The sequence below is a fragment of the Sediminicoccus sp. KRV36 genome (genome assembly GCF_023243115.1).
Taxonomy (GTDB): Bacteria; Pseudomonadota; Alphaproteobacteria; order Acetobacterales; family Acetobacteraceae; genus Roseococcus.
This window is the reverse complement of sequence record NZ_CP085081.1, coordinates 2,602,198-2,623,283: the sequence shown is the minus strand read 5'-3', so window position 1 is coordinate 2,623,283 and position 21,086 is coordinate 2,602,198. Positions and strand designations below refer to the sequence as shown.

Sequence of the window (21,086 nt, the reverse complement as noted above, 5' to 3'; positions counted from 1 at the left end):
GCCGAATTCCTGGTCAGGGCCTTGTCTCGTCATGATGTATTTCGCGCGCTGGAAGACGGCCGCCATTCTTTTCGTTTGCCTCCTGGGCACGCTCGTCAGCCTGCCCAACCTGCTGCCGCGCTCGGCGTTCCCCGATTGGGCGCCGATCCGGCAGATCGCGCTCGGCCTTGATCTGCGCGGCGGCTCCTATCTGCTGCTGGAGGTGGATACGTCTGTCCTGCTGCGGGAGCGGCTGGAAGGCTTGGTGGAGGGCACGCGCCGCGGCATGACGCAGGCCAATCCGCGCATCGCCTATACCGGGCTCTCCGCCCAGGCCGAGCAGCGCCGCATGTCCCTGCGCATCACCGAGGCCAGCCAGCGTGACGCGGCGCTGCGCCTGGTGCGGGAATTGGCCAACCCGATCAACACCGGTGGTGGCACCCAGCAGCCCGATATCGAAGTGGCCATCAATCCCGATGGCCTGCTGACCGCGACGGTGACGGAAGCCGGGCTGCGCGCCAAGGCGACCAATGCGGTGGAGCAATCCATCGAGATCGTCCGCCGCCGCATTGACGAGACCGGCGTGGTCGAGGCCACGATCGTCCGCCAGGGGCTGAACCGCATCCTGGTGCAATTGCCGGGTGTGGAAGACCCGGACCGCATCAAGAACCTGCTCGGCCGCACCGCCCGCATGACCTTCCATCTGCTGGATGAGGCGGTGAACCTCCAGGCCACGACGGCCCCTCCCGGCATCATGTTCCTCAATGGCGAACGCGCGGGTGAGCGCTATGCCGTGCGCCGGCGTGTAGAGGTGGATGGCGCCAACCTGACCGATGCGCGGGCCAGCCAGGACAGCCGCAGCGGCGAATGGGTGGTGAATTTCACCTTCGATTCGGTCGGCACGCGCCGCTTCAGCGAGATCACGCGGGCCAATGTGGGCCGCCCCTTCGCCATCGTGCTGGATGAGAAGGTGATCACCGCCCCCAATATCCGCGAGCCCATCACCGGCGGGCGCGGCCAGATCAGCGGCAATTTCACCGTGCGCTCGGCCAATGACCTGGCGGTTCTGCTGCGCGCGGGCGCCCTGCCGGCGCCGCTGACCGTGATCGAGGAGCGCACCGTCGGGCCCGAGCTCGGCGCCGATGCGATCCGTGCAGGCATCATCAGCCTGGCCGTCGGCGTGGCCTTCGTGTTCCTCTATATGGGCTTCGCCTATGGGCTGTTCGGCTGGTTCGCCAATGTGGCGCTGGCCATCAACATCATTCTGCTGATTGCCTTCCTCTCCCTGCTGGAAGCCACCCTCACGCTGCCCGGGATCGCCGGCATCGTGCTGACGCTGGGCACCGCACTGGACGCGAATATCCTGATCAATGAGCGCATCCGTGAGGAGGTGAAGAATGGCCGATCCCCGATCAATGCGCTGGAGATCGGCTACACCAAGGCTTCGGGCACGATTCTCGACTCGAACCTGACCAACCTGATCGCCATGGCCTGCCTGTATGGCTTTGGCTCCGGCCCGGTGAAGGGCTTCGCGGTCACGGTCGCCATCGGCACCATCGTGCAGATGTGGACGGCGACGGTGGTGACCCGCCTGATGGTCGTCTGGTGGTATCGCTGGACCAAGCCGCGCGAATTGCCGGTGCTGGAGCGCCCGGGGCTGAGCCTCGGCCAGCGCCTCGCGCGGCCGTTGTTCCGGCTTTGCCCGGATGTGACGAAGATTCCCTTCATGCGGGGTGCGGTGGCCGGCCTCATCGTCTCGGGCGTGCTCTCGACGGCCTCGCTGATCGGCGCCTTTTATCCCGGGCTGGAGAAGGGCATTGATTTCAAGGGCGGCATCGTGATGGAGGTGCGGACGGCGGGCCCGGCCAATATCAACGCCCTGCGCGCCGCCACCACCACCCTGGGCGTCGGGGATGTTGGCCTCCAGCAATTCGGCGATGAGAGCACGCTGCTGATCCGCGTGCCGGCACCGGCCCAGGAGGCCCAGACGCAGCAGGTGGTCACCACCATCCGCGCCGCGCTGGAAGCCGCTGCCCCCGGCATACGCATCATGCGGGTGGAAGCCGTCGGCAACCGGATCTCGGATGAGTTGTTCCGCGGCGGATTGATGGCGCTCGGCCTCAGCTTGCTCGCCATGCTCATCTATATCTGGGTGCGCTTCGAATGGCAGTTCGGCTTGGCCGCCATTGCGACGCTGCTGCTGGATACCACCAAGACCATCGGGTTCATGGTGCTCTTTCAGGTGGAGTTCAACCTGACCACCATCGCCGCCATCCTGACCGTCATCGGTTTTTCCGCCAATGACAAGGTCGTCGTGTTTGACCGGATGCGCGAAAATCTTCGCAAGTTCAAGACGATGCCGCTGCAGGAGCTGGTGGACCTCTCCATCAACGAGACGCTGAATCGCAGCCTGGGCACCTCCGTCACGCTGCTGCTTTCGGCGCTGCCCCTGGCGCTGTTCGGCGGTGACACGCTCTCGGGCTTTGCCTGGGTGATGGTGTTCGGCATCTTCATCTCCGCCTCATCCTCCGTCTTTATCGCCGCCCCCATCGTGCTGTTCAGCGGCCGCAATTCGCTGCGGCGTGGCGAGGTGGAGCCGGTGGCGCCGAAGGGGCAAACCGCAATCCGCTGACCATTCCGGGTGCGGCGGCAGGCTGGCGCGCGCGGGGATTGCCAGGTCTTCCGCGACTCTCTTGGTTTCGCGCCACAAATCGTGTAGTCTCAAAATCTATAGTTTCGGACCTGCATTTTGGCTAATTTTGAGACAAGCGCTTCGGCGGCGAAGGGCTCCTCCGCGCCCAAACCCCGGTCCCTTGGCCGAGTGCTGATCCTTGCGCAGGATGAGACCCTCATCCTCGCTGCCACGAACGCCGTGGCCCAATTGGGCGGCCCCCCGCCCACCATCCTGCGCTCCGAGGCCGAAGTCCTGGCCGCCGTGGTCGAAAGCCAAAGCGGGTTTGCCCACCTCCTCCTGCAGGAGGGCGAGTTGCCCATCGAGCAATCCCTGGTGGATGCCCTGGCCGAAGCCTCCCCCGCGGCCATGATCTCCCCGCTGACGGCGGAATCGGCGCTGTCCGAGGATGGCGCCTTCCTGCTTGGCCTGCTCAGCGGCACGCGCCGGGTCGCGCATGACGCCAACCGGGCCAGCCGGAATTCCAGCCGGTTGCAGGCCGGGCTTCAGGGCGACAATCTGCTGCTGCGCTACCAGCCCATCATCCACGTCCATAGCCGCCGCCTCATCATGGTCGAGGCACTGGCGCGGTGGCGCAGTGAGCCGGTGGCGCTGACGCCGGTGAATTTCATCCCCGCCATGGAGCAGATGGGGCTTTCGCGCCCCCTGGCCGCCGCGGTGACACGCATCGCCGCGCGCGATTTGTCGCGCCTGCCGGGCCATATGCCCATCCCGGTCTCGGTCAATCTACCGGCCCCGGAGCTCGACAAGCGCGATGTTGTGGCCTGGCTCGGCCAGCAATTGCGGCGCTCGCGCTTTCCCCGTCACCGGCTGATGATCGAATTGACCGAGACTGCGCCGGTCCGTGATCTCTCGCGCATGGCGCGGACGTTGCGCCGCCTGAGGGCGGCCGGGCATGGCGTGCTGCTGGATGACCTGGTGCTGGATGATCCGCGCCAGCGGCTGCTGCGGCTGGATTTTGCCGGCATCAAGCTCGACCGCTCCCTGGTGCTGTCCCTGCCGCGCTCGGCCCGGGCCCGGAACCAGGTGCATGCCATGGCCAAGCGCGGGCTGGTGATGACGGCCGAGGGCGTCTCCTCCCCGGCCCTGTTCCGCACGCTTCGCTTCCTGGGCGTGGCGCGGGCGCAGGGCTTCCTGATGGGCCGCCCCTTGCCGGTCGCGGCGCTGCCGGCCTGGAACAACCGCTGGCGTGGCGCTCAGGCGTCAAAGGCCTCGACGTAGAGTTCCATGATCTGCGCCGCGTCGGGGATGCGCGGATTATTGCCCGGGCTGCCTGACGCCAGCGCCTGTTCCGCCATCAGCGGCAACAGCCTGTTCCACTTATCCTGCGGGATGCCATAGGCGGCGGGGCTCGGCACCTCCAGCTCCTGGTTCAGCGCGCGCAGCTCCTCCAGCAGCTTCGCACCTGCCACCTGGTCCGCATCGCCGGGAGCGGCCACGCCGATGCAGCGCGCCGCCTCGGCATAGCGCGGCAGGGCGTGGTTCAGGCCGAAGCCCGTCACCGCCGGCAGCAGCATGGCGTTGGAGAGGCCGTGCGGCACATGGAAATGCGCGCCGATGGGGCGCGACATGCCGTGAATCAGCGCGACCGAGGCATTGGAAAAGGCGAGGCCGGCCAATGTGGCGCCCAGCATCATCGCCTCCCGCGCCGCGTCATCGGCCGGGTCCTTGTAGACGCGCCGCAGATGCGGGCCGATCAGGCGCATCGCACGCTCGGCATACATGTCCGAGACGGTGTTCGCCCGCTTGCTGACATAGGCCTCCAGCGCGTGGGTCAGACTGTCTATGCCGGTATCGGCCTTGGTGCGGGCGGGCACGGTGCGCGTCAGTTCATGGTCCACGATGGCGGCGAGCGGCAGGGCGCCGAGGCCCGCGATCAGCATCTTCTCATCCCGCGCCACATCGGTGATGACGGTGAAGCGCGTCGCCTCACTGCCCGTGCCGGCGGTGGTGGGGATGCAGATGATGGGCAGCGCCGCGCGATCCGCCGCGACGGGCACCTTGAAGGCGGACATGGGCGTGCCGGCGGGGGCGGCCGCGAGGATCGCCATGGCCTTGGCCGTATCCATCGGGCTGCCGCCGCCAAAGCCGATCAGCACGTCGTAATCGCCGGCCTGCAGGAGGGCGACGCCGGCTGCGATCACCGTATCGGTCGGGTCAGGCACGGTCTCGTGGAACACGGCGGGCGAGAAGCCGGCCGCGCGCAGCGGGGCCAGGCATTTCTCGATGGTGCCGGAGCTGTGCATCCAGGGGTCCGTCACCACCAGCGGCCGCGAAAAGCCGAACTGGGTGAGCAATTCGCCGAGGCGAGCGAGGCTGCCTCCGCCGATGATCATGTGCCTGGGGGCGACGATGCTTTGGGTCATGCCCCGGAGTTAAGCGCCCGCGCCCACTTCGGCATAGGGGGCACAGGCAAGCGCCGCCAGCCGCCGCAGGCCCCTCTCTCTCAGGCGTTGGCGCCGCCCTGAGCGTAAAGCGCCATGCGCTGCGCCGCCTTGGGCGTAAGCCCGCCGGAGAAATCCAGCCCGGTCGGCGGCAATTGCCCGTCGAGATGGCAGGCAACGCCGTTGGTCAGCGGCGGGTCTTCCCGCTTGCAGCGCTCGATGGCGAAGGGGCAGCGCGTGTGGAAGCGGCAGCCGGAGGGCGGGTTGAGCGGGCTCGGCAAATCGCCGCCCAAGGGCTGCACGCGGCCGCGCCGTGCGGGGTCCGGATGCGGGATCGCCGCCAGCAGGGCGCGGGTATAGGGGTGGCGGGGGTTGTTGAAGAGCTCCCGCTTGTCCGCGATCTCCACGATGCGGCCGAGATACATGACGGCGATCCGATCCGCGACATGCTTCACCACCGCCAGGTCATGCGCGATGAAAAGATAGGACAGCCCCAGCCGCTTCTGGAGGTCGCGCAGCAGGTTCACCACCTGCGCCTGGATCGAGACATCCAGCGCGCTCACCGGCTCATCGCACACCACGAGATCAGGCTCGGTTGAGAGCGCGCGCGCGATACCGATGCGCTGCCGCTGGCCGCCGCTGAACTCATGCGCGAAACGCGCCGCCTGATAGGGGGCAAGGCCCACCAGTTGCAGCAATTCATCCACCCGCGCCCGGCGCGAGGCGGCATCGCCGATACCATGCACCTCCAGCGGTTCCATGATGGTCTGGCCGACCGTGAGGCGCGGATTCAGCGAGGCATAGGGGTCCTGGAAGACGATTTGCGCGCGGCGGCGAAACGCCTTGAGGGTCGGGCCTTCCAGCTTGGTGATATCCGTCCCCTCGAAGCGGACGGAGCCGGTGCTGGGCTCGATCAGCCGCAGCACCAGCCGCGCCGTGGTGGATTTGCCGCACCCACTCTCGCCCACCAGGGCCAGCGTCTCGCCACGGCGAAGCGTGAAGGAGACCCCATCCACCGCGCGGACCATACCGATCTGCCGCGCCAGGATGATGCCGCTGCGCACAGGGTAATGCTTGGCGAGGTTCTCGACCTCCAGCAGGGCGCCGCCATCGGCGGAACGGTTCATGCCACTCATGCCAGAGCTTCCTCGACAGGCGCACGGATGCAGGCCGCTTCATGCCCCGGGCTGATGGCGCGCAGGGCCGGGATTTCCGCGCGGCAGGCCTCCATCGCGAAGGGGCAGCGCGGTGCGAAACGGCAGCCGGGCGGCAGGGCGAAGGGCGGCGGGACGGAGCCGGTGATGGCCAGCAGCCGTTCCCGATCCTCATCCAGGCGGGGGATGGAGCCCAGCAGCCCCAGCGTATAGGGGTGCTGCGGGTCCTCGAACAAATCGCGCGCGCTGGTGCGCTCCACCACGCGGCCGGCATACATCACCGCCACGTCATCGGCCATTTCCGCGATCACGCCGAGGTCATGGGTGATGAGGATGATGGCCATGCCCGTCTCGGCCTGGAGGTCGCGCAGCAGGTCCAGGATTTGCGCCTGCACCGTCACATCCAGCGCCGTCGTCGGCTCATCCGCGATGAGCAGCTTGGGTGAACAGGCCAGCGCCATGGCGATCATCACGCGCTGGCGCATGCCGCCGGAAAGCTGGTGCGGGTATTCGTCGAAGCGCCGCTCCGGTGAGGGGATGCGCACGCGGGCCAGGGCCGCGATCCCACGCTCCCGCAGCTCCGCCTTGCTGGCGCGCGGTTCATGCGCGCGGATGCCCTCAGTGATCTGAAACCCCACGCTATGAACCGGGTTCAGCGAGGTCATCGGCTCCTGGAAGATCATGCCGATGTCGCGCCCACGCACGCCGCGGATTTCGCTATTGGAGAGGCTGGCGAGGTCCCTGCCCTCCAGCAGAACGCGGCCCGACGCGATGCGGCCGGGATGGGCGACCAGCCGCATGATGGAGAGCGAGAGCACGGATTTGCCGCAGCCGCTCTCGCCGACGATGCCGAGCGTCTTGCCGCGGATGACGTCGAGTGAGACGCCATCCACCGCCGCGACGTCTCCGCCGGAGGTGCGGAAGACGGTGCGGAGGTCTTGGATTTGAAGAAGAGAAGTCATGCCTCCGGCGGCTGGGGCCGCAGGCCCCAGACCCCATTACTTAAGGAAAGGGGTCTGGGGCCCCGGCCCCAGCCGCCGGAGGCCACTTTTTCTACAACCATTTGAAAGTCGGCACCGCGATCTTGTCCACGGGACGGTGCGCCCAATCCTGCTGCGGCGCGCGCGCCACGATGCGCTTCTGCGCCTCGCTCAAATTCAGCGCGGCCTGCTTGAAATCCATCGTTAGCACCTCGCCATCGCCCACCACCTTGATGCCGTCCACATAGACATCGCGCACGGCACGGTCGCCTGCCGCATAGATCAGCGCGCGGACAGGATCGTGATTGGGCTGCATGCGCGGGTGCGTGGCATCCACCAGAACGAAATCCGCGCGGCAGCCGACGGCAAGCCGGCCGATATCATTGCGTCCCAATGCCCGCGCGCCGCCGATGGTGGCGGCGTCAAACACATCGGTCGTGCTCATGGTGCGCGGATCATTGGCCTGGGTCCGCGCGAGGTAGGCGACGAGGCGCATCTCATCCAGCAGATTGTGCGGATAGGTGTCCGTCCCCACACCCAGATTCACGCCGCGCCGCTTGTAGCGCCCGAAATCCTTCAGCGTGATGCCACGCCGGGCAAACACCGTCGGGCAATGCGCGACCGTGGTGCCGGTGTCGGCCAGGATGTCGAGGTCCCGCTTGGTGTGCCAGGGCGTGCTCGGGTGGTCATCCAGGAAGATGCCATGGCCGATCACGGCGCGCTCATCCAGCAGGCCCATCTCGTGCAGCCACTGGATGGGGGTGAAGCCGTGGCGGCGGGTGATCTCGTGGAACTCCACCACGGATTGCGCCGCGTGGATCTGCCAGGACAGGCCGCGCGCCTTGGCCTCGGCGCGGCTGTCACGCAGCAATTCCGGCGCGCAGGTGTCAATCTGCGCGGGGCAGGCCATGCCGAACAGGCGCCCGCTCGGGTGCTGTTCCGCGCGCTGGATGAGGGCGAAGGCCTCCTCCATCGCCTTCACGCCGGCGGCCTCGTCCCATTCATATTCGACGACATGGCCGTTCTTGGTGAACCACTTGGCCGATTTGAACATGGGGGCGATGCAGACGCGCATCCCCGCCTCGGCCAGCAGGTCCAGCCAGCCGGGGTGGGCCATGGAAAGATCGGCCAGCGTGGTGACGCCGCTCAGCAGCAATTCCGAAAGTGCCACGCGCACGCAATCCGGCACCGCCTCCGCATCCGAACGGAAGATCGGCATGAACTCGTAGAGCGAGGAATTGTAGAGGCCGGGCGAGCCGATCTCATCAATCAGCCCCTTGTTCATCGGCTCGCTGGTCGGGTGCGAGTGGATGTTCACGAGACCCGGCATGACCATCATGCCGGAGCCCGAGATCACCTCATCGGCGATTCCCTCGTAACCACGCCCGACAAAGCGCAGCACGCCATCCTCGAAGGCGACATCGCCGCCGGGGAGGTAGGCGTGGCGCTTCTCGCTCTCGTCCCAGGCGACGACGAGATCGGCGTTCTTGATCAGAGTGATGGCCATGAAACTGCCCTCTTAGCGAATATTATTTAGAATTTTCCATTATTTTCATACATAAATGATGAACTGGATGATAAAAATTAACCCAACATCCGTCTTTTCGTGTGTGATACCTGTCAACAGTGACAAAACCACGCAAGAAATGAAGAGTTGTTTCGTTAAATATTGTCACACCTATATTATTTGCTCTAATTCTTTGGAGATCGTAGTCGATAGATTCAGATAGAGGAATACTTGATGATACTATTAATTTTGTAGATTGTTCAATTAGCTTATTCAAATCGTTCTCTGCATTATGATACTTTATGCGATCAGTGTCGACGATTTGAAATATATGCTTTTTGGCTATTTCTTCTGCTAATCTTGTGAGAATTAAAATTCTTTTTTCTGTATTTTTCTGCCTAGCCCAAAAAAATCGGGCTGCCCCGAATATTAGGGATTGGCATATTGTATCTGCAATTTCGCTATCTGCTAGTCCTTCTCGATAGGCGATGTTCCGACACGCCTCAGGGAAATATACCGCAGCACTAAGGTAGGTTTCCCTGATTTGGTCCTCTGATTTTTCTTTCCAGAACATCGCCTAGCTCTCCGATTTCTAGCAAATTCAGCGCACCCTCAAATCCAGGCCCTTGTAGATGCCGATGCCATAGAGGCCATGCGCCCGCGCCCCCGTCACGCGCGGCCCGGCGAAGACCAGCATCTGGCTGCGCGCCAGGGTCAGCCATGGCGCTTCCTCGGCCAGCTGCCGCTGGATGTTGGCGGCGAGTGTCGCGCGCTCGGCCGGGTCAATGGCGCGGCGCGCCCCTTCCAGCCAGGCGTCAGTCTGCGGGTTGGCCCAGTTCATGCGGTTCGGCGTCGGCCGGTTGCGGCTGTGCCAGTAAAGGCTGAGTGCATCGGTCGCGGAGACGTAGGGGTAGCTCAGGAAGAAGGCGTCGAATTCCTGTGTGGCGAGGCGCCCCCAGGCGACGGTCGCGTCAAACAGCTGGATGCGCATCTCGATGCCCACCTGGCGCAAAGCCTGCTGGATGATCTCGCCCGAGCGCTGATTGGCCAGCGTGCTGATGCCATAGAGCAGGAAGGTGGCGCGCTGGCCGTCCTTCACGCGCACGCCATCGGCGCCCATGCGCCAGCCGGCTTCATCAAGTGTGCGGCGGGCGGCGGCCTGGTCGAAGGCCGGCACCATCGCGTCCGATTGCGCGTCATAATCGGCGGCGCGCGGGTTCACGATGTTGCGGGCCACTTCGGCATGGCCGGACCAGACGGCGCGGACCAGGCCTTCGCGGTTGACGGCCTGGTGCACGGCGCGGCGGATCGCCACGTCACTCACCACGGGCTTGTCCACCTTGAAGCCCATGAAGAAGTCCCAGAAGTAATTGGGCTGCTGGGAGATGGTGACGCTGGGAACGCGGCGCACTGCATCCCAGAAGGCTTCTGGGATGTAGTTGGTCACATCCGCCTGATTGGCCTGCAGCGCCGCCACGCGGGCCGCGGCCTCCGGGATCACGCGCCAGACGATGCGCTCCACATGGGCAGGGCCACGGTTCTCCAGGCTGGGCGGGCCCCAGCGGTAATTCGGGTGGCGTGTCAGGACCATCTCGTTGCGTGGCGTCCAGCTGCCCCAGCAATATGGGCCGGTGCCGTTGAAGCCCTGCACGCCGAAATTATCGCCAAGCCGCTCCACGGCGGCCGGGTCCAGCGCCGAGCCGAAGAACAACGTGAGCTGCGCGAGCAACTCGCCGAAGGGCTCATTCAGCTCATAGACCAGCGTATGCGGCCCGGTGGCGCGGATCTCCTTCACATTGCCGGCGCGCCAGGCGACGGGCGAGACGATGCGCGGCGTGGTGCGGCCAATCCAGCGGTTCAGGCTGAAGGCCATGTCGGCGGCCGTGAAGGGCTTGCCGTCGCAGAAGGTGACGTCGGTGCGCAGATGGAAGGTGTAGGTCAGGCCGTCGGGTGAAATCTCCCACCGCTCGGCGAGGCCGGGCTGGATGGTCCGCATGTCGAAGGCCATGCTGACCAGCGTATCGCTGAGCATGGTCAGCACCTCGCCACCGGCCAGTGCCGTGGAGCGGTGCGGGTCGTACCGGTCGCTGTCGATCTCACGCATGATGGTGAGCTGGTTGCGCGGCTGCGTCTGCGCCTCCGCCGTCACAGCGATGCCCAGGGCGGCGATGCCGCCGAGTGCCAGGCGTTTCCAAAGGTGAACCATGCGTGCGGTCTCCATCAAAGATATGCGGGGCCGATTCACGCCCCGGCGAGCAGCCGGGACGATCGGACCCGTCAAATGCGAAGCCGGGGGTCGAGCGCGTCGCGCAGCGCATCCCCCAGCAGGTTGAAAGCGAGCACAATCACGAAGATGCCGAGGGACGGTATCACGCTGATATGCGGCGCGATGAACAGGAAGTTGCGCCCCTGCGCGGCCATGGCGCCCAATTCCGCCATGGGTGGTTGCGCGCCGAGGCCAAGAAAGGAGAGCGCCGAGCCGAGCAGGATCACCTGCCCCAGCCGCAGCGTGGAAAACACGAAGATGGCCGAGAGGCAGTTCGGCGCCAGATGCCGCAGGATCAGCCGCGTATCGCTCATGCCGATGGCGCGCGCGGCCTCGATATAGTCGAGGCCCATCACCACCAGGGCGGAACTGCGCACGATGCGCGCCATCAGCGGCACCGTCGCGATGGACAGGGCAATGATGACCGATGTCAGCCCAGGGCCAAAAATGGCGGCGAGCGCGAGGCCGAACAGGATGGCCGGGAAGCTCAGTAGCATGTCCATCAGCCGCATCAGCAGCCCGTCCACGCGCTTGTAGAAGGCGGCGAGGAAGCCGATCAGCGCCCCCAGCAACCCGCCCGTGATGAGCGAGGCGAGCCCCATGCCCAGCGTCACGCGCAGCCCGTAGAGCATGCGCGCCAGGATATCCCTGCCCTGCCCGTCCGTGCCGAACCAGTATTCGGCCGAGGGCGGCTGCATGATGGCCATGAGGTCCGTCTCGAACGGATCACGCGGCGCCAGCCAGGGCGCCAGCAGGGCCGCGGCGATGATGAGCAGCACGAAGACCAGGCTGATGGCACCACCGGTGTCGCGCATCATCATGCGGATCGGTGACGGCCTTCTCGGTGCCATCTGGCTGGCCGGCGACGGCGGCGCGATGGTGGCGCTCATGATTGCCGCACCCGCGGGTCAAGCACCGCGTAAAGCAGATCCACCGTCAGGTTGATCAGAATGAAGCCGGCACTCAGCACGATGATGGTGCCCTGCGCCATCGGGAAATCCGCCGAGAGAATGGCGCCCACCGCCAGCCGGCCCACACCGGGCCAGGAGAAGATGGTTTCCGTCACCACGGCACCACCCAGCAGGAAGCCGATCTGCAACCCGATCAGCGTCACCACCGGAATCAGCGCATTGCGCAATGCATGGCGCAGCACCACCAGATGCTCGGCCAGGCCCTTGGCGCGGGCGGTGCGGACGTGATCGGCCGAAAGGGTGTCCACGACGGCCGTGCGCGTCATCCGCGCCACGGGCCCGACCAGCACGCCGCCCAGCGTGATGGCGGGCAGGATCAGCGCGCGAATGCCATCCACGCTCCAGAGCGGCCCGCCGCGCCCGGTGAACGGAAGCAGCTGCCACTGGAAACCGACGAACCAGATCAGCACGAGGCCCAGGAAAAACACCGGCACGGAAACCCCGGCCACGCTGATGGCCATGATGCCCTTATCGAGCAGCGAGCCGCGCCAATAGGCCGCGATGGTGCCCAGGAAAATCCCCGTGGGGATGGACCAGAGCAGCGAGGCGAACATCAATTCCATCGTCGGGCCGATGGTCGCCCCCAATTCCTGCGTGACCGGCACATTGTTGATGATGGAGACCCCCAGATCACCTTGCGCGAGGCGGCCCAGATAGATGCCGAATTGTTTCCAGATGGGCTCATCCAGTCCCAATTCGGTCCGGATGGCAGCCACGATCTCGGCCGTGGCCTGCGGGCCGGCGCGCACCGTGGCGGGGTCGGTCGGCACCACCTGCATCAGCAGAAAGCCGATCAGCAGCACGCCGAACAGCACGGGAATGGCCAGGCCGATGCGTTGCATGGCATGGCGCAGCATCAGGCGAACTCCCCCCGCCTGAACTCATCGTGCCGGTCATGGATGGCGATGCCGCCGCGCAGCGTCGCATCGCATTGCACGCCCAGATATTCCTCGGGCGCGAGGGCCGTGATGTCCTGCGAGAGGATGGCGATATCCGCATCCATGCCGGGCTCCAGCGTGCCGCGCCGGCTTTCCGCGAAATTGCTGTGGGCGCCGCACCATGTGTAGCAATGCAGCGCCTCCTGGATGGAGAGCCGCTCCTCCGGGCCGAAGACCGTGCCCTGGTTGGTCCGGCGCGTGACCATGGTGAGGAGGTTGGGGAAAGGATCCACCGTGGAGACCGGGCTGTCGGAGGAGGCCGCGGGGTGATGTCCCTGCTCCAGCCAGGTCTTCATCGGATAGGCGGTTTCGGTGCGCGCCTGGCCGAGGTTGCGCAGATACAGATCGCCGAATTCATACATGAAGACCGGCTGCGGCACGGGCAGGATGCCGCGCGCCTTCATCCGCCGCATCTGATCGCGAGTCACGAAGCCGCAATGCTCGATGCGGTGGCGGCGTTCCGGCGTGGCGTCGGCGGCCTCCATGCCGGTCAGCACCTGTTCGATGGCGGCATCGCCGATCGCGTGGATATCCAGCTGCCAGCCCTGGCCGTGGTATTTCTCCAGCAGGGCATGGATGGTCTCGGTCGGGAAGGTGAAGACGCCGGTGCCCCCCTGCACATAGGGGTCGAAAAACGCGGCCGTCAGCCCGCCCGCGCTGCCATCGGCGAAGACCTTGACCGCACCCCAGCGCAGCGCGGCATCCAGGTCATCGCCCCCCTGCCCCAAATCCGGCCGCCAGGGGCGCATCCCGGCCTCCCAGGCGGCATCGGCGATGCCCTCGGGGTTGCCCGCCAGAACCTGCCACATGCGTTGCAGGCAGCGGCCATCGCGCACGGCGCGCTCATAGGCCGCCACTTCGGCCATGCCGGCTGTCATGCCGACATTCATGTCCGTGGCTGAAGCGAAGCCGAGCGAGGCCAGGCGTCGCCCGGCGGCCTCGATCGCATCCACCATTCGCGCCTCATCCGGCTCGGGCATGGCGGCCTTGATAAGGCTGAGCGCGCGCTCCTGGATCAGCCCCGTCAGAGCGCCGCCCCGGCGTTCGATCACGCCGCCTTCCGGGTCCGGCGTGTTGTGGCCAATGCCGGCAGCGCGCAGGGCGGCACTGTTGGCCACACCCATGTGGCCGCAGGTGCGCATGATCAGCAGCGGATGATCCGGCACGGCGGCATCCAGCTCCGTCACGGTCGGATGCCGGCCGATGTCGAGTGCCGCGTGGTCATAGCCCCAGCCCATGACCCATTGGCCCTTGGGCGTGGCCGCGGCGGCCGCGCGCAGGCGGCGGCGGGTTTCTTCCAGGCTGCGGACCTCTTCGGCGCGCAGATTGACCATGGAAAGACCGAGCCCGAAGGGCAGAAGATGCATATGCGCTTCATGAAAGGCCGGGATGGCCAGGCGCCCCGCCAGATCCACACGCCGCGTCCCGGCACCGGACAGCGCCTCCATCTCGGCGCGCGAGCCCACCGCCATCACCTTCCCGCCCGCCACTGCCAGCGCCTCGGCCATGCCACCGGTCAGGCCACGAAACACGCTGCCGCCCGTGAAGATGATGTCCGCGTTCAAACTGCTGCTCAATCCTGATGACGATTTGATGCTCACGCGGGGCCGATGGCGCGTCAACCGCCCGGATGGGCCTTTCACTTCCGCACCATGCCGTGCAACGCTCAGTAGCGAGCAAGGGAGACCCCGCATGCCGAAGCCTTGGGCAGCGCGATGAGCGACCGGATTTTCGCCCCCGGATTTGAGGCACGCCCCTATTGGTGGGACGCCGCCGAACCACCGACGCGCGACAATGGGCTGCCGGCGCAAACCCGGGTGGCGGTCGTGGGCGGCGGCTATACCGGACTTTCGGCTGCACTCACGCTGCGGCGCCTCGGCCATGAGGTTACGGTGCTGGATGCCGAGCGCATCGGCTGGGGCGCTTCCTCGCGCAATGGCGGCATGGTCTCGGGTGGCTTGAAAGTGGCGCGCGGCCCGCTCACGCAGAATTTCGGCGAGGAGAGAGCCGCCGAGATTGCCCGCGCCTGCGGGGCGAGTTTCCCCTTCATCGAGGAGACCATCGCGCGCGAAGGGCTGGATTGCGACTATCTGCGCAGCGGCCGTTTCGTCGGCGCCTATACGCCCAAGCATCTGGCGGCTCTGGCCGGCAACCGCGCGCGGATCGAGGAGATCAGTGGCGATGAAGCGCGGATGATCCCGAAGGACGGCGTGCGCGATTTCGTGGCGACGGACCATTATCACGGTGGCATGTTCGCGGCTGGCACCGGCAGCCTGCATCCGGGCAAATACGCCCGCGCCCTGGCAGCGGCGGCCGAGCGCGCCGGCGCCCATCTGGTGGACCAGGTGCGCGTCACCGCCACCACAAAGGAGGCGGGTGGCTTCCGCCTCACCACCACGCGCGGGGAAATGCGCGCCGATGCGGTGCTGATGGCCACCAACGGCTATAGCCGTGGCGGGCCCATGCCCTGGCTGACCAAGCGCCTCATGCCCATCGGCAGCTACATCATCGCCACCGAGGAACTGGGCGAGGAGCGCATCGAGAAGATCTTCCCCAAGCGCCGCATGATCAGCGACACCAAGCGCGTGCTGAACTACTACCGCCCCTCGCCGGACGGGAAGCGCATCCTTTGGGGCGGCCGCGCCAGCTTCGGCCCGGTCACGGCCGAGGAAGCGGCCCCCCGGCTGCACGCCATGATGCTCGAGGTGCTGCCGGAACTGAAGGATGTCCGCATCACCCATGCCTGGACCGGCAATGTGGCCTTCACCTTCGATTACCTGCCGCATCTGGGCGTCGAGGATGGCGTGCATTACGCCGCCGGCTGCCAGGGCAGCGGTGTGGCGATGGCGACCTGGATGGGCCACAATGCGGCGCTGAAAATCGCCGGCGCCGCCAATGCCGGCTTTGCGCTGGACAGCCTGCACTTCCCGACGCGCGCCCTCTATGACGGCAATCCGGACTGGTTCCTGCCCCTCGTTGGCGGCTGGTACCGGCTCAGGGACCGCGTAGACCGGATCATGGCCTGAGGCATGGAGGTGATCCGCATCGGCGCGCTGGAGATCCGCTTCCTGCTGGAGAAGCAGAGCACCCATGGCAGCCTGGATATGTTCGAACTGACCGTGCCCGCCGGCGCCCGCGTCCCCCTGGCGCATTTCCATGAGAGCTGGGAGGAGACGGTCTATGGCCTTGCGGGCCAGATGGTCTGGACGGTGAATGGCAAGGAAATCATCACCGGGCCTGGCGACTGCATCTTCATTCCGCGCGGTGCCGTCCACCATTTCATCAACCGGGGAACAGAGACGGCCAAGGCGCTTTCCGTGCTGACACCCGGGGTTCTGGGGGCCGCGTATTTCCACGAATTGGCCGCTTTGATCGGCCCGGGCGGCCCGCCTGATCCGGCGCTGGTCACGGAGGTCATGCTCCGGCACGGCCTGGTTCCCGTCCCCGGCTGAGCATGCTTGCAAGCGGGCCACGAATCCCGCACCAGAGGCTGGAAAACAACGGCCCGGGCGGCGTGGACATCCACCCGGCCCAGCGGGCCGCATCGGGGAGAGTTTCATGCAACGCCGCGCGCTCCTGGCCGCTTCCGCCCTTCTGCCAGTCATGGCGCAGGCCCAGGGGGTCGCCGGCGGCTTCACGCCGCAAAACCCGGAATGCATCGCCCCCGCGGCCCCGGGCGGCGGTTTTGACCTGACCTGCCGGCTGACCACGCGGATGCTGAACGAAACCGGCATCGTGACCCAGGCGATCCGCACGCAGAACATGCCGGGCGGCATCGGCGCGGTGGCCATCAACCACATCAACGCGCAGCGTCGGGCTGACCCGAATGTGATCGTGGCCATCTCCACCGGCTCCTGGATCAACATGGCCCAGGGTCGCTTCGGCCGCTTTGGCGAGAATGATGTGCGCTGGATCGGCGCAATCGGGGCGGATTACGGGGTGATTGCGGTGCGGCGGGACAGCCGCTTCGCGACACTCGCCGACCTGATGGCGGCCCTTCGCGCCGATCCGGCCAGCGTGCCGATGGGCGCCGGCGGTGCGGTCGGCAGCCAGGATTGGCACAAGGCGGCGCTGGTGGCGCGGGCCGCGGGCGCTGACCCGCGCCGCATGCGCTATGTGCCGTTCGAGGGTGGTGGCCAGGCGATGGCGGCGCTGCTTGGCGGCCATATCCAGGCCTTCCCGGGCGATGCCTCGGAAGTGCGCGGCCAGTTCGAGGCGGGTGAAATCCGGCTGCTGGCGGTGCTGGCGGCCCAGCGCCTCCCCGGCGCGCTGGCCAGTGTGCCAACCGCGCGCGAGCAGGGCGTGGAGGTGGATTGGCCCATCGTGCGCGGCTTCTACGGCCCGCCGCAAATGCCCGATGCGGCCTATAACTTCTGGGTTGAGGCCATTCGCCGCCTCCAGGCGCATCCGGCCTGGCCCGAGGCGCGCGCGGCGCAGGGGTTGTTCGAATTCAACCTGGTGGGCGCCGAATATGCGGAGCTGGCCAAGCGCCGCACGGCCGAATTCCGACAACTGGCCCGCGAAGTCGGCCTGGTCACGCAGAGCCAATGACCGCCGGCAGGCGCGCAGCGCCGCGAGGCGCAACGGCATGACCGCCGGCAGGCGCGCAGCGCCGCGAGGCGCAACTGCATGACCGCCGGCAGGGGCGAAGCGCCGCGAGGCGCAACGGCATGACCGCCGGCAGGCGCGCAGCGCCGCGAGGCGCGCCAGCATGACCGCCGGGCGCGTGCTGGGGCTGCTCCTGCTCGCTCTGGCGGGCCTTGCCATCTGGTCCGCGCAATCGCTGGAGGTGCCCTTCGCCGCCGATCCGCTGGGGCCGCGCGCTTTCCCTACGGCCGTGGCCCTCATCATGGCCGCTTGCGGCGCGCTTCTGCTCCTTCCGCGCGGCGCCGCGTTTGAATGGCCGGAGCGCCTTGCCGCCCCGCCGCTGCTGGTCGTTGTCATGGCGGGATATGCGCTGTTGCTCGTGCCGCTCGGCTTCCTGGTGGCGACGCTTCTGCTCGCCAGCGGCGTCGCGCTGCTGTTTGGCGCGCGGCCCCTGGCCGCACTCGTCACCGGGCTGATCACCAGCGCGGCGCTCTGGGGCCTGTTCGACCGTGTGCTGGATCTGCCGCTGCCCAAAGGATTCCTCGGGATATGATCGAGACCTTCGCGGCGCTGGGCGGCGGCTTCGCCGTGGCCCTGCAGCCCACCAACATCTTCCTGGCGCTGATCGGCTGCATCATCGGCACGGCGATCGGCGTGCTGCCGGGCATCGGCCCGCTGAACGCCATCGCCCTGCTGCTGCCCTTCTGCCTCGCCTTGCGGCTGCCGCCGGAATCGGCGCTGATCCTGCTGGCGGCCGTCTATTATGGCTCGGGCTATGGCGGGCGGATCACGGCGATCCTGCTCAACATGCCGGGCGAGCCCTCGGCCGTGCTGACCACGCTGGATGGGCACCCGCTCGCCAAGCAGGGCCGCGGCGGGGCCGCACTGGCCATCTCGGGCATTGGCAGCTTCATCGGAGCCACGATCTCGGTGGTGCTGATGACGTTTCTCTCCGTGCCGCTGGCGCGCGTCGCTGTCGCCTTTTCGCCGGCCGATTATGTGGCGCTGATTGCCTTTGCCCTCTCGCTCCTCGGGGCTGTGGGGGGCGGTTCGGCGCCCAAGGCCTGGGCGGCGGGGTGTCTGGGCATCCTGCTCGCCATGATCGGCATCGATTCCGGCACGGGGGTGGAGCGCTTCACCGCGGGCTCGATGGAATTGCTGGGGGGCCTCGATTTCACCGTGCTGGCCATCGGCCTTTTCGCCATCGGTGAAATCCTGCTGCTGATCGAAACCCGCATCCGGGCCGAGGCCGCGAAGCTCGGCCAGGGCCAGCGGCTGACCCTGGCCGAGATCATTTTCTGCGTGCCCGCCATGATGCGCGCCACGGGCATCGGCTTCGTCATCGGCGTGCTGCCAGGTGCGGGTGCCTCGGTGGCGAGCGCGCTGTCCTATACGGCCGAGAAGCGCCTCAATGAGGCCAATGGCAAATTCGGCCAGGGCGACATGCGCGGCGTCGCCGCACCCGAGACGGCGGATAACGCGGCGCAGATCGGCAACCTCGTGCCCATGCTGTCGCTGGGGATTCCGGGCTCGGGCACCACGGCGGTGCTGCTGGGCGCGCTGCTGATGTACAACATCACGCCCGGGCCCTTGCTGTTCGAGCAAAGGCCCGATGTCGCCTGGGGGCTGATCGCCTCCATGTATATCGGCAATTGCATGCTGCTGCTGCTGAACCTGCCGCTTGTCGGCATCTTCGCGCGGCTGCTGACGGTGCCGGCCTGGGTGCTTTATCCGGGTGTGCTGGCACTCAGTTTCGCCGGTGTCTATGCCGCCAGCAATTCGGCCTTTGACCTGCTGCTGGCCATCGGCTTCGGCATCATGGGGTGGGCCTTCCGCAAGCTCGATGTGCCGCTGGTGCCCATCGTGCTCGGCTTCGTGCTGGGCCGCATGCTGGAGGATAATCTGCGCCGCGCCATGTCGCTCTCGGATGGCGATGTCATGGCGCTGCTGGGCTCGCCCGTCTCCATCATCCTGTGGCTGATGACGCTGGGTGCGCTGCTGTGGCCGCTGGTGGGCGCGCGGCTCAGCCGGCGGGCATGAGGCGGGATGGGTCCGAACCCACCCGTCCGCCACCGCCCTCCGTCTCGCGCGAGAGGGTGAAGTCGTAGCGGACGCTGGGCACGCCCGGCACCGGCGCATCTGGCAGGGCCAGGCTCTCGGTGATGACGAGCGAGGCCGAGACGCCGAACACCGTGTCGCTATCAATGTTCGGGTCATCGCCAAAATACAGCGCGGTCACCAATTCCCGGTAACCAGGTGCGGCAACCAGGATGTGGATATGCGCGGGGCGGAAGCCGTGGCGGTTCTGCTGGCGCACCATGGCCCCCACCGGCCCGTCCATCGGGATGGAATAGCCGAGCGGCTTGAGCGTGCGGAAATGAAACCGGCCCTCGGCATCGCAACGCAGTTGGCCGCGCATTTCCATCACACTCGGGTCATGCGCCTGGAGGTCATAGAGGCCATCGGCATCGGTCTGCCAGACATCGATCCGGGCTTCCGGGACGCCCTGGCCCTGGCCGTCCGTCACCTGGCCGAAGATCACGATTTCCGGCCCGGTCGAAGTCCCGGCGATGCTGCCGCCCATCGGGATTTCCGGCGCACCTTCGCGGAAGAAGGGACCAAGCAGGCTGCTCTCGGTGCCCACTTCCTCACGGCCCTTGGCGTCGTGCATGACGTTCACCAGGCGCGAAAGGCCGAGCACATCCGAAAGCAGGATGAATTCCTGCCGGTAAGGCGTGCAGGCCTGACCCACGGCGGTCAGATAAGCGATCCCCTTCAGCCATTCATCGGGCGTCAGTCTGGTTTCGCGCGCGAAGGCGTGCAGGTGGCGCACGGCGGCCTCCATGATCTCGCGCATGCGCGGATCGGGCGTATTCGCCATCTGCGCAATGGCGGCTTCGGTGATCTGGGTGCTGTCGAGATCCTGCATCACGTGTCCTCGCGACCGGCTGCCTGGAGCGGTCGTTCTGTTGCTTCAGGGCGCAGCGTGCCGGTCGGCGCGCCCCAGGGTCAAGCGTTGCGCCGCTTCAGGGCCAGGCGCTTGGCAGGGGCGCCGGTGGCATAGCCCGCGAAGATGGTCCTGACCTCATCGGGCCAGGGGGTCACGCGGCGAATCTTCAGGTCCACGCATAGGTACAGCACCTCATGCTCGGAGGCGGTCCAGCCTTCGGTGAAGTGGAACATGCGATGCCGGAGCAGCAGCCGCTTGTCGTCACTGGCGAGCACGGTGCTTTCCGCGCCGATGGGCATGGCTTCGGTCATTTCGCGCTGGTAGTCGAGCCAGGCTTCGGCCGCGAAGGTGCCAAGGCCGCCCTGTTTCAGCGGGGTGCCGAGGCCCAGATGCGGCCAAAGCCGGTCCGTCTGGAGGTCATAGGCGACGAGGTAGTAGCCCATGTTGAGATGGCGGTAGCCATCCACCCATTGCGGCTTCACCGAGACCAGAGGCTCATCCCACCGGAACCAGCCATCCTCCAGCCGCGGCTTCGGCCCATTCTCGACAAACGGCATTCAGCAGCCTCCACCGACGACCATTCGACCAAACCGGACGCGCCCAGCGACGATCCGGTGCAAACAGGCCCGGCGGAACGCTTCGGCGTTCCGAAGCCAAGCGCGCGGATGCGCGCGCCCG

18 protein-coding genes are annotated in these 21,086 nt (G+C 66.7%); 7 read left to right on the top strand and 11 right to left on the bottom strand.

Annotated features, from left to right (window positions below; genetic code table 11):
• Nucleotides 1-31: 31 nt before the first annotated feature.
• On the top strand, nucleotides 32-2,611 hold the full coding sequence (secD, locus tag LHU95_RS12260) for a protein translocase subunit SecD (protein WP_248707245.1): 2,580 nt from the start codon (nucleotides 32-34) through the stop codon (nucleotides 2,609-2,611).
• 189 nt (nucleotides 2,612-2,800) lie between these two features.
• The gene (locus tag LHU95_RS12255) at nucleotides 2,801-3,892 is read left to right on the top strand and encodes an EAL domain-containing protein (protein ID WP_248707244.1); all 1,092 of its coding nucleotides are present in this window, start codon (nucleotides 2,801-2,803) and stop codon (nucleotides 3,890-3,892) included.
• On the opposite strand, the gene LHU95_RS12250 is transcribed toward LHU95_RS12255, so the two are convergent.
• The 9 genes from LHU95_RS12250 to LHU95_RS12210 form a co-directional block, all read right to left on the bottom strand.
• Entirely contained in the window at nucleotides 3,868-5,037 is a 1,170-nt protein-coding gene (locus tag LHU95_RS12250; protein ID WP_248707243.1) for an iron-containing alcohol dehydrogenase, read from the bottom strand. The genes LHU95_RS12255 and LHU95_RS12250 overlap by 25 nt on opposite strands.
• 80 nt (nucleotides 5,038-5,117) lie before the next feature.
• On the bottom strand, nucleotides 5,118-6,191 hold the full coding sequence (locus LHU95_RS12245) for a dipeptide ABC transporter ATP-binding protein (RefSeq protein ID WP_248707242.1): 1,074 nt from the start codon (nucleotides 6,189-6,191) through the stop codon (nucleotides 5,118-5,120).
• Nucleotides 6,188-7,171 carry an ABC transporter ATP-binding protein gene (locus LHU95_RS12240; protein WP_248707241.1) on the bottom strand — a complete coding sequence of 328 codons (984 nt, stop codon included), beginning with the start codon at nucleotides 7,169-7,171 and terminating at the stop codon, nucleotides 6,188-6,190. The genes LHU95_RS12245 and LHU95_RS12240 overlap by 4 nt, the downstream gene beginning before the upstream one ends.
• Before the next feature lie 91 nt (nucleotides 7,172-7,262).
• Nucleotides 7,263-8,696, bottom strand: a complete 1,434-nt coding sequence (locus LHU95_RS12235; RefSeq protein WP_248707240.1) for an amidohydrolase family protein — start codon at nucleotides 8,694-8,696, stop codon at nucleotides 7,263-7,265.
• Between the two features lie 22 nt (nucleotides 8,697-8,718).
• The gene (locus tag LHU95_RS12230) at nucleotides 8,719-9,270 is read right to left on the bottom strand and encodes a hypothetical protein (RefSeq protein ID WP_248707239.1); all 552 of its coding nucleotides are present in this window, start codon (nucleotides 9,268-9,270) and stop codon (nucleotides 8,719-8,721) included.
• Nucleotides 9,271-9,297: 27 nt separating this feature from the next.
• The gene (locus LHU95_RS12225) at nucleotides 9,298-10,902 is read right to left on the bottom strand and encodes an ABC transporter substrate-binding protein (RefSeq protein WP_248707238.1); all 1,605 of its coding nucleotides are present in this window, start codon (nucleotides 10,900-10,902) and stop codon (nucleotides 9,298-9,300) included.
• Nucleotides 10,903-10,973: 71 nt separating this feature from the next.
• A complete protein-coding gene (locus LHU95_RS12220; protein WP_248707237.1) occupies nucleotides 10,974-11,780 on the bottom strand; it encodes an ABC transporter permease in 807 nt (268 codons plus the stop codon).
• A 68-nt stretch (nucleotides 11,781-11,848) separates the two neighbouring features.
• Nucleotides 11,849-12,790: an ABC transporter permease gene (locus tag LHU95_RS12215; RefSeq protein WP_248707236.1), complete on the bottom strand. Its 942-nt coding sequence runs from the start codon at nucleotides 12,788-12,790 to the stop codon at nucleotides 11,849-11,851.
• Entirely contained in the window at nucleotides 12,790-14,436 is a 1,647-nt protein-coding gene (locus LHU95_RS12210) for an amidohydrolase (protein WP_248707235.1), read from the bottom strand. The genes LHU95_RS12215 and LHU95_RS12210 overlap by 1 nt, the downstream gene beginning before the upstream one ends.
• A 150-nt stretch (nucleotides 14,437-14,586) precedes the next feature.
• Here LHU95_RS12210 and LHU95_RS12205 point away from each other — a divergent pair, with 150 nt between their 5' ends.
• The 5 genes from LHU95_RS12205 (at nucleotide 14,587) to LHU95_RS12185 (ending at nucleotide 19,498) form a co-directional block, all read left to right on the top strand.
• Entirely contained in the window at nucleotides 14,587-15,897 is a 1,311-nt protein-coding gene (locus LHU95_RS12205) for an FAD-binding oxidoreductase (protein ID WP_248707234.1), read from the top strand.
• Nucleotides 15,898-15,900: 3 nt separating this feature from the next.
• Nucleotides 15,901-16,323, top strand: a complete 423-nt coding sequence (locus LHU95_RS12200) for a cupin domain-containing protein (RefSeq protein WP_248707233.1) — start codon at nucleotides 15,901-15,903, stop codon at nucleotides 16,321-16,323.
• Between the two features lie 106 nt (nucleotides 16,324-16,429).
• Nucleotides 16,430-17,422 carry a tripartite tricarboxylate transporter substrate-binding protein gene (locus tag LHU95_RS12195; protein WP_248707232.1) on the top strand — a complete coding sequence of 331 codons (993 nt, stop codon included), beginning with the start codon at nucleotides 16,430-16,432 and terminating at the stop codon, nucleotides 17,420-17,422.
• Between the two features lie 160 nt (nucleotides 17,423-17,582).
• Complete coding sequence (locus tag LHU95_RS12190; RefSeq protein ID WP_248707231.1) at nucleotides 17,583-18,011, top strand: tripartite tricarboxylate transporter TctB family protein; 429 nt, start codon at nucleotides 17,583-17,585, stop codon at nucleotides 18,009-18,011.
• The gene (locus LHU95_RS12185; RefSeq protein ID WP_248707230.1) at nucleotides 18,008-19,498 is read left to right on the top strand and encodes a tripartite tricarboxylate transporter permease; all 1,491 of its coding nucleotides are present in this window, start codon (nucleotides 18,008-18,010) and stop codon (nucleotides 19,496-19,498) included. The genes LHU95_RS12190 and LHU95_RS12185 overlap by 4 nt, the downstream gene beginning before the upstream one ends.
• On the opposite strand, the gene LHU95_RS12180 is transcribed toward LHU95_RS12185, so the two are convergent.
• Together LHU95_RS12180 and LHU95_RS12175 are read right to left on the bottom strand one after the other, a co-directional pair.
• Nucleotides 19,482-20,387 (bottom strand): dioxygenase, encoded by a 906-nt coding sequence (locus LHU95_RS12180; protein ID WP_248707229.1) that lies wholly within the window; start codon nucleotides 20,385-20,387, stop codon nucleotides 19,482-19,484. The two genes, LHU95_RS12185 and LHU95_RS12180, sit on opposite strands and share 17 nt — an antisense overlap.
• Before the next feature lie 80 nt (nucleotides 20,388-20,467).
• Nucleotides 20,468-20,965 carry a thioesterase family protein gene (locus LHU95_RS12175; RefSeq protein ID WP_248707228.1) on the bottom strand — a complete coding sequence of 166 codons (498 nt, stop codon included), beginning with the start codon at nucleotides 20,963-20,965 and terminating at the stop codon, nucleotides 20,468-20,470.
• Nucleotides 20,966-21,086 lie beyond the last annotated feature (121 nt).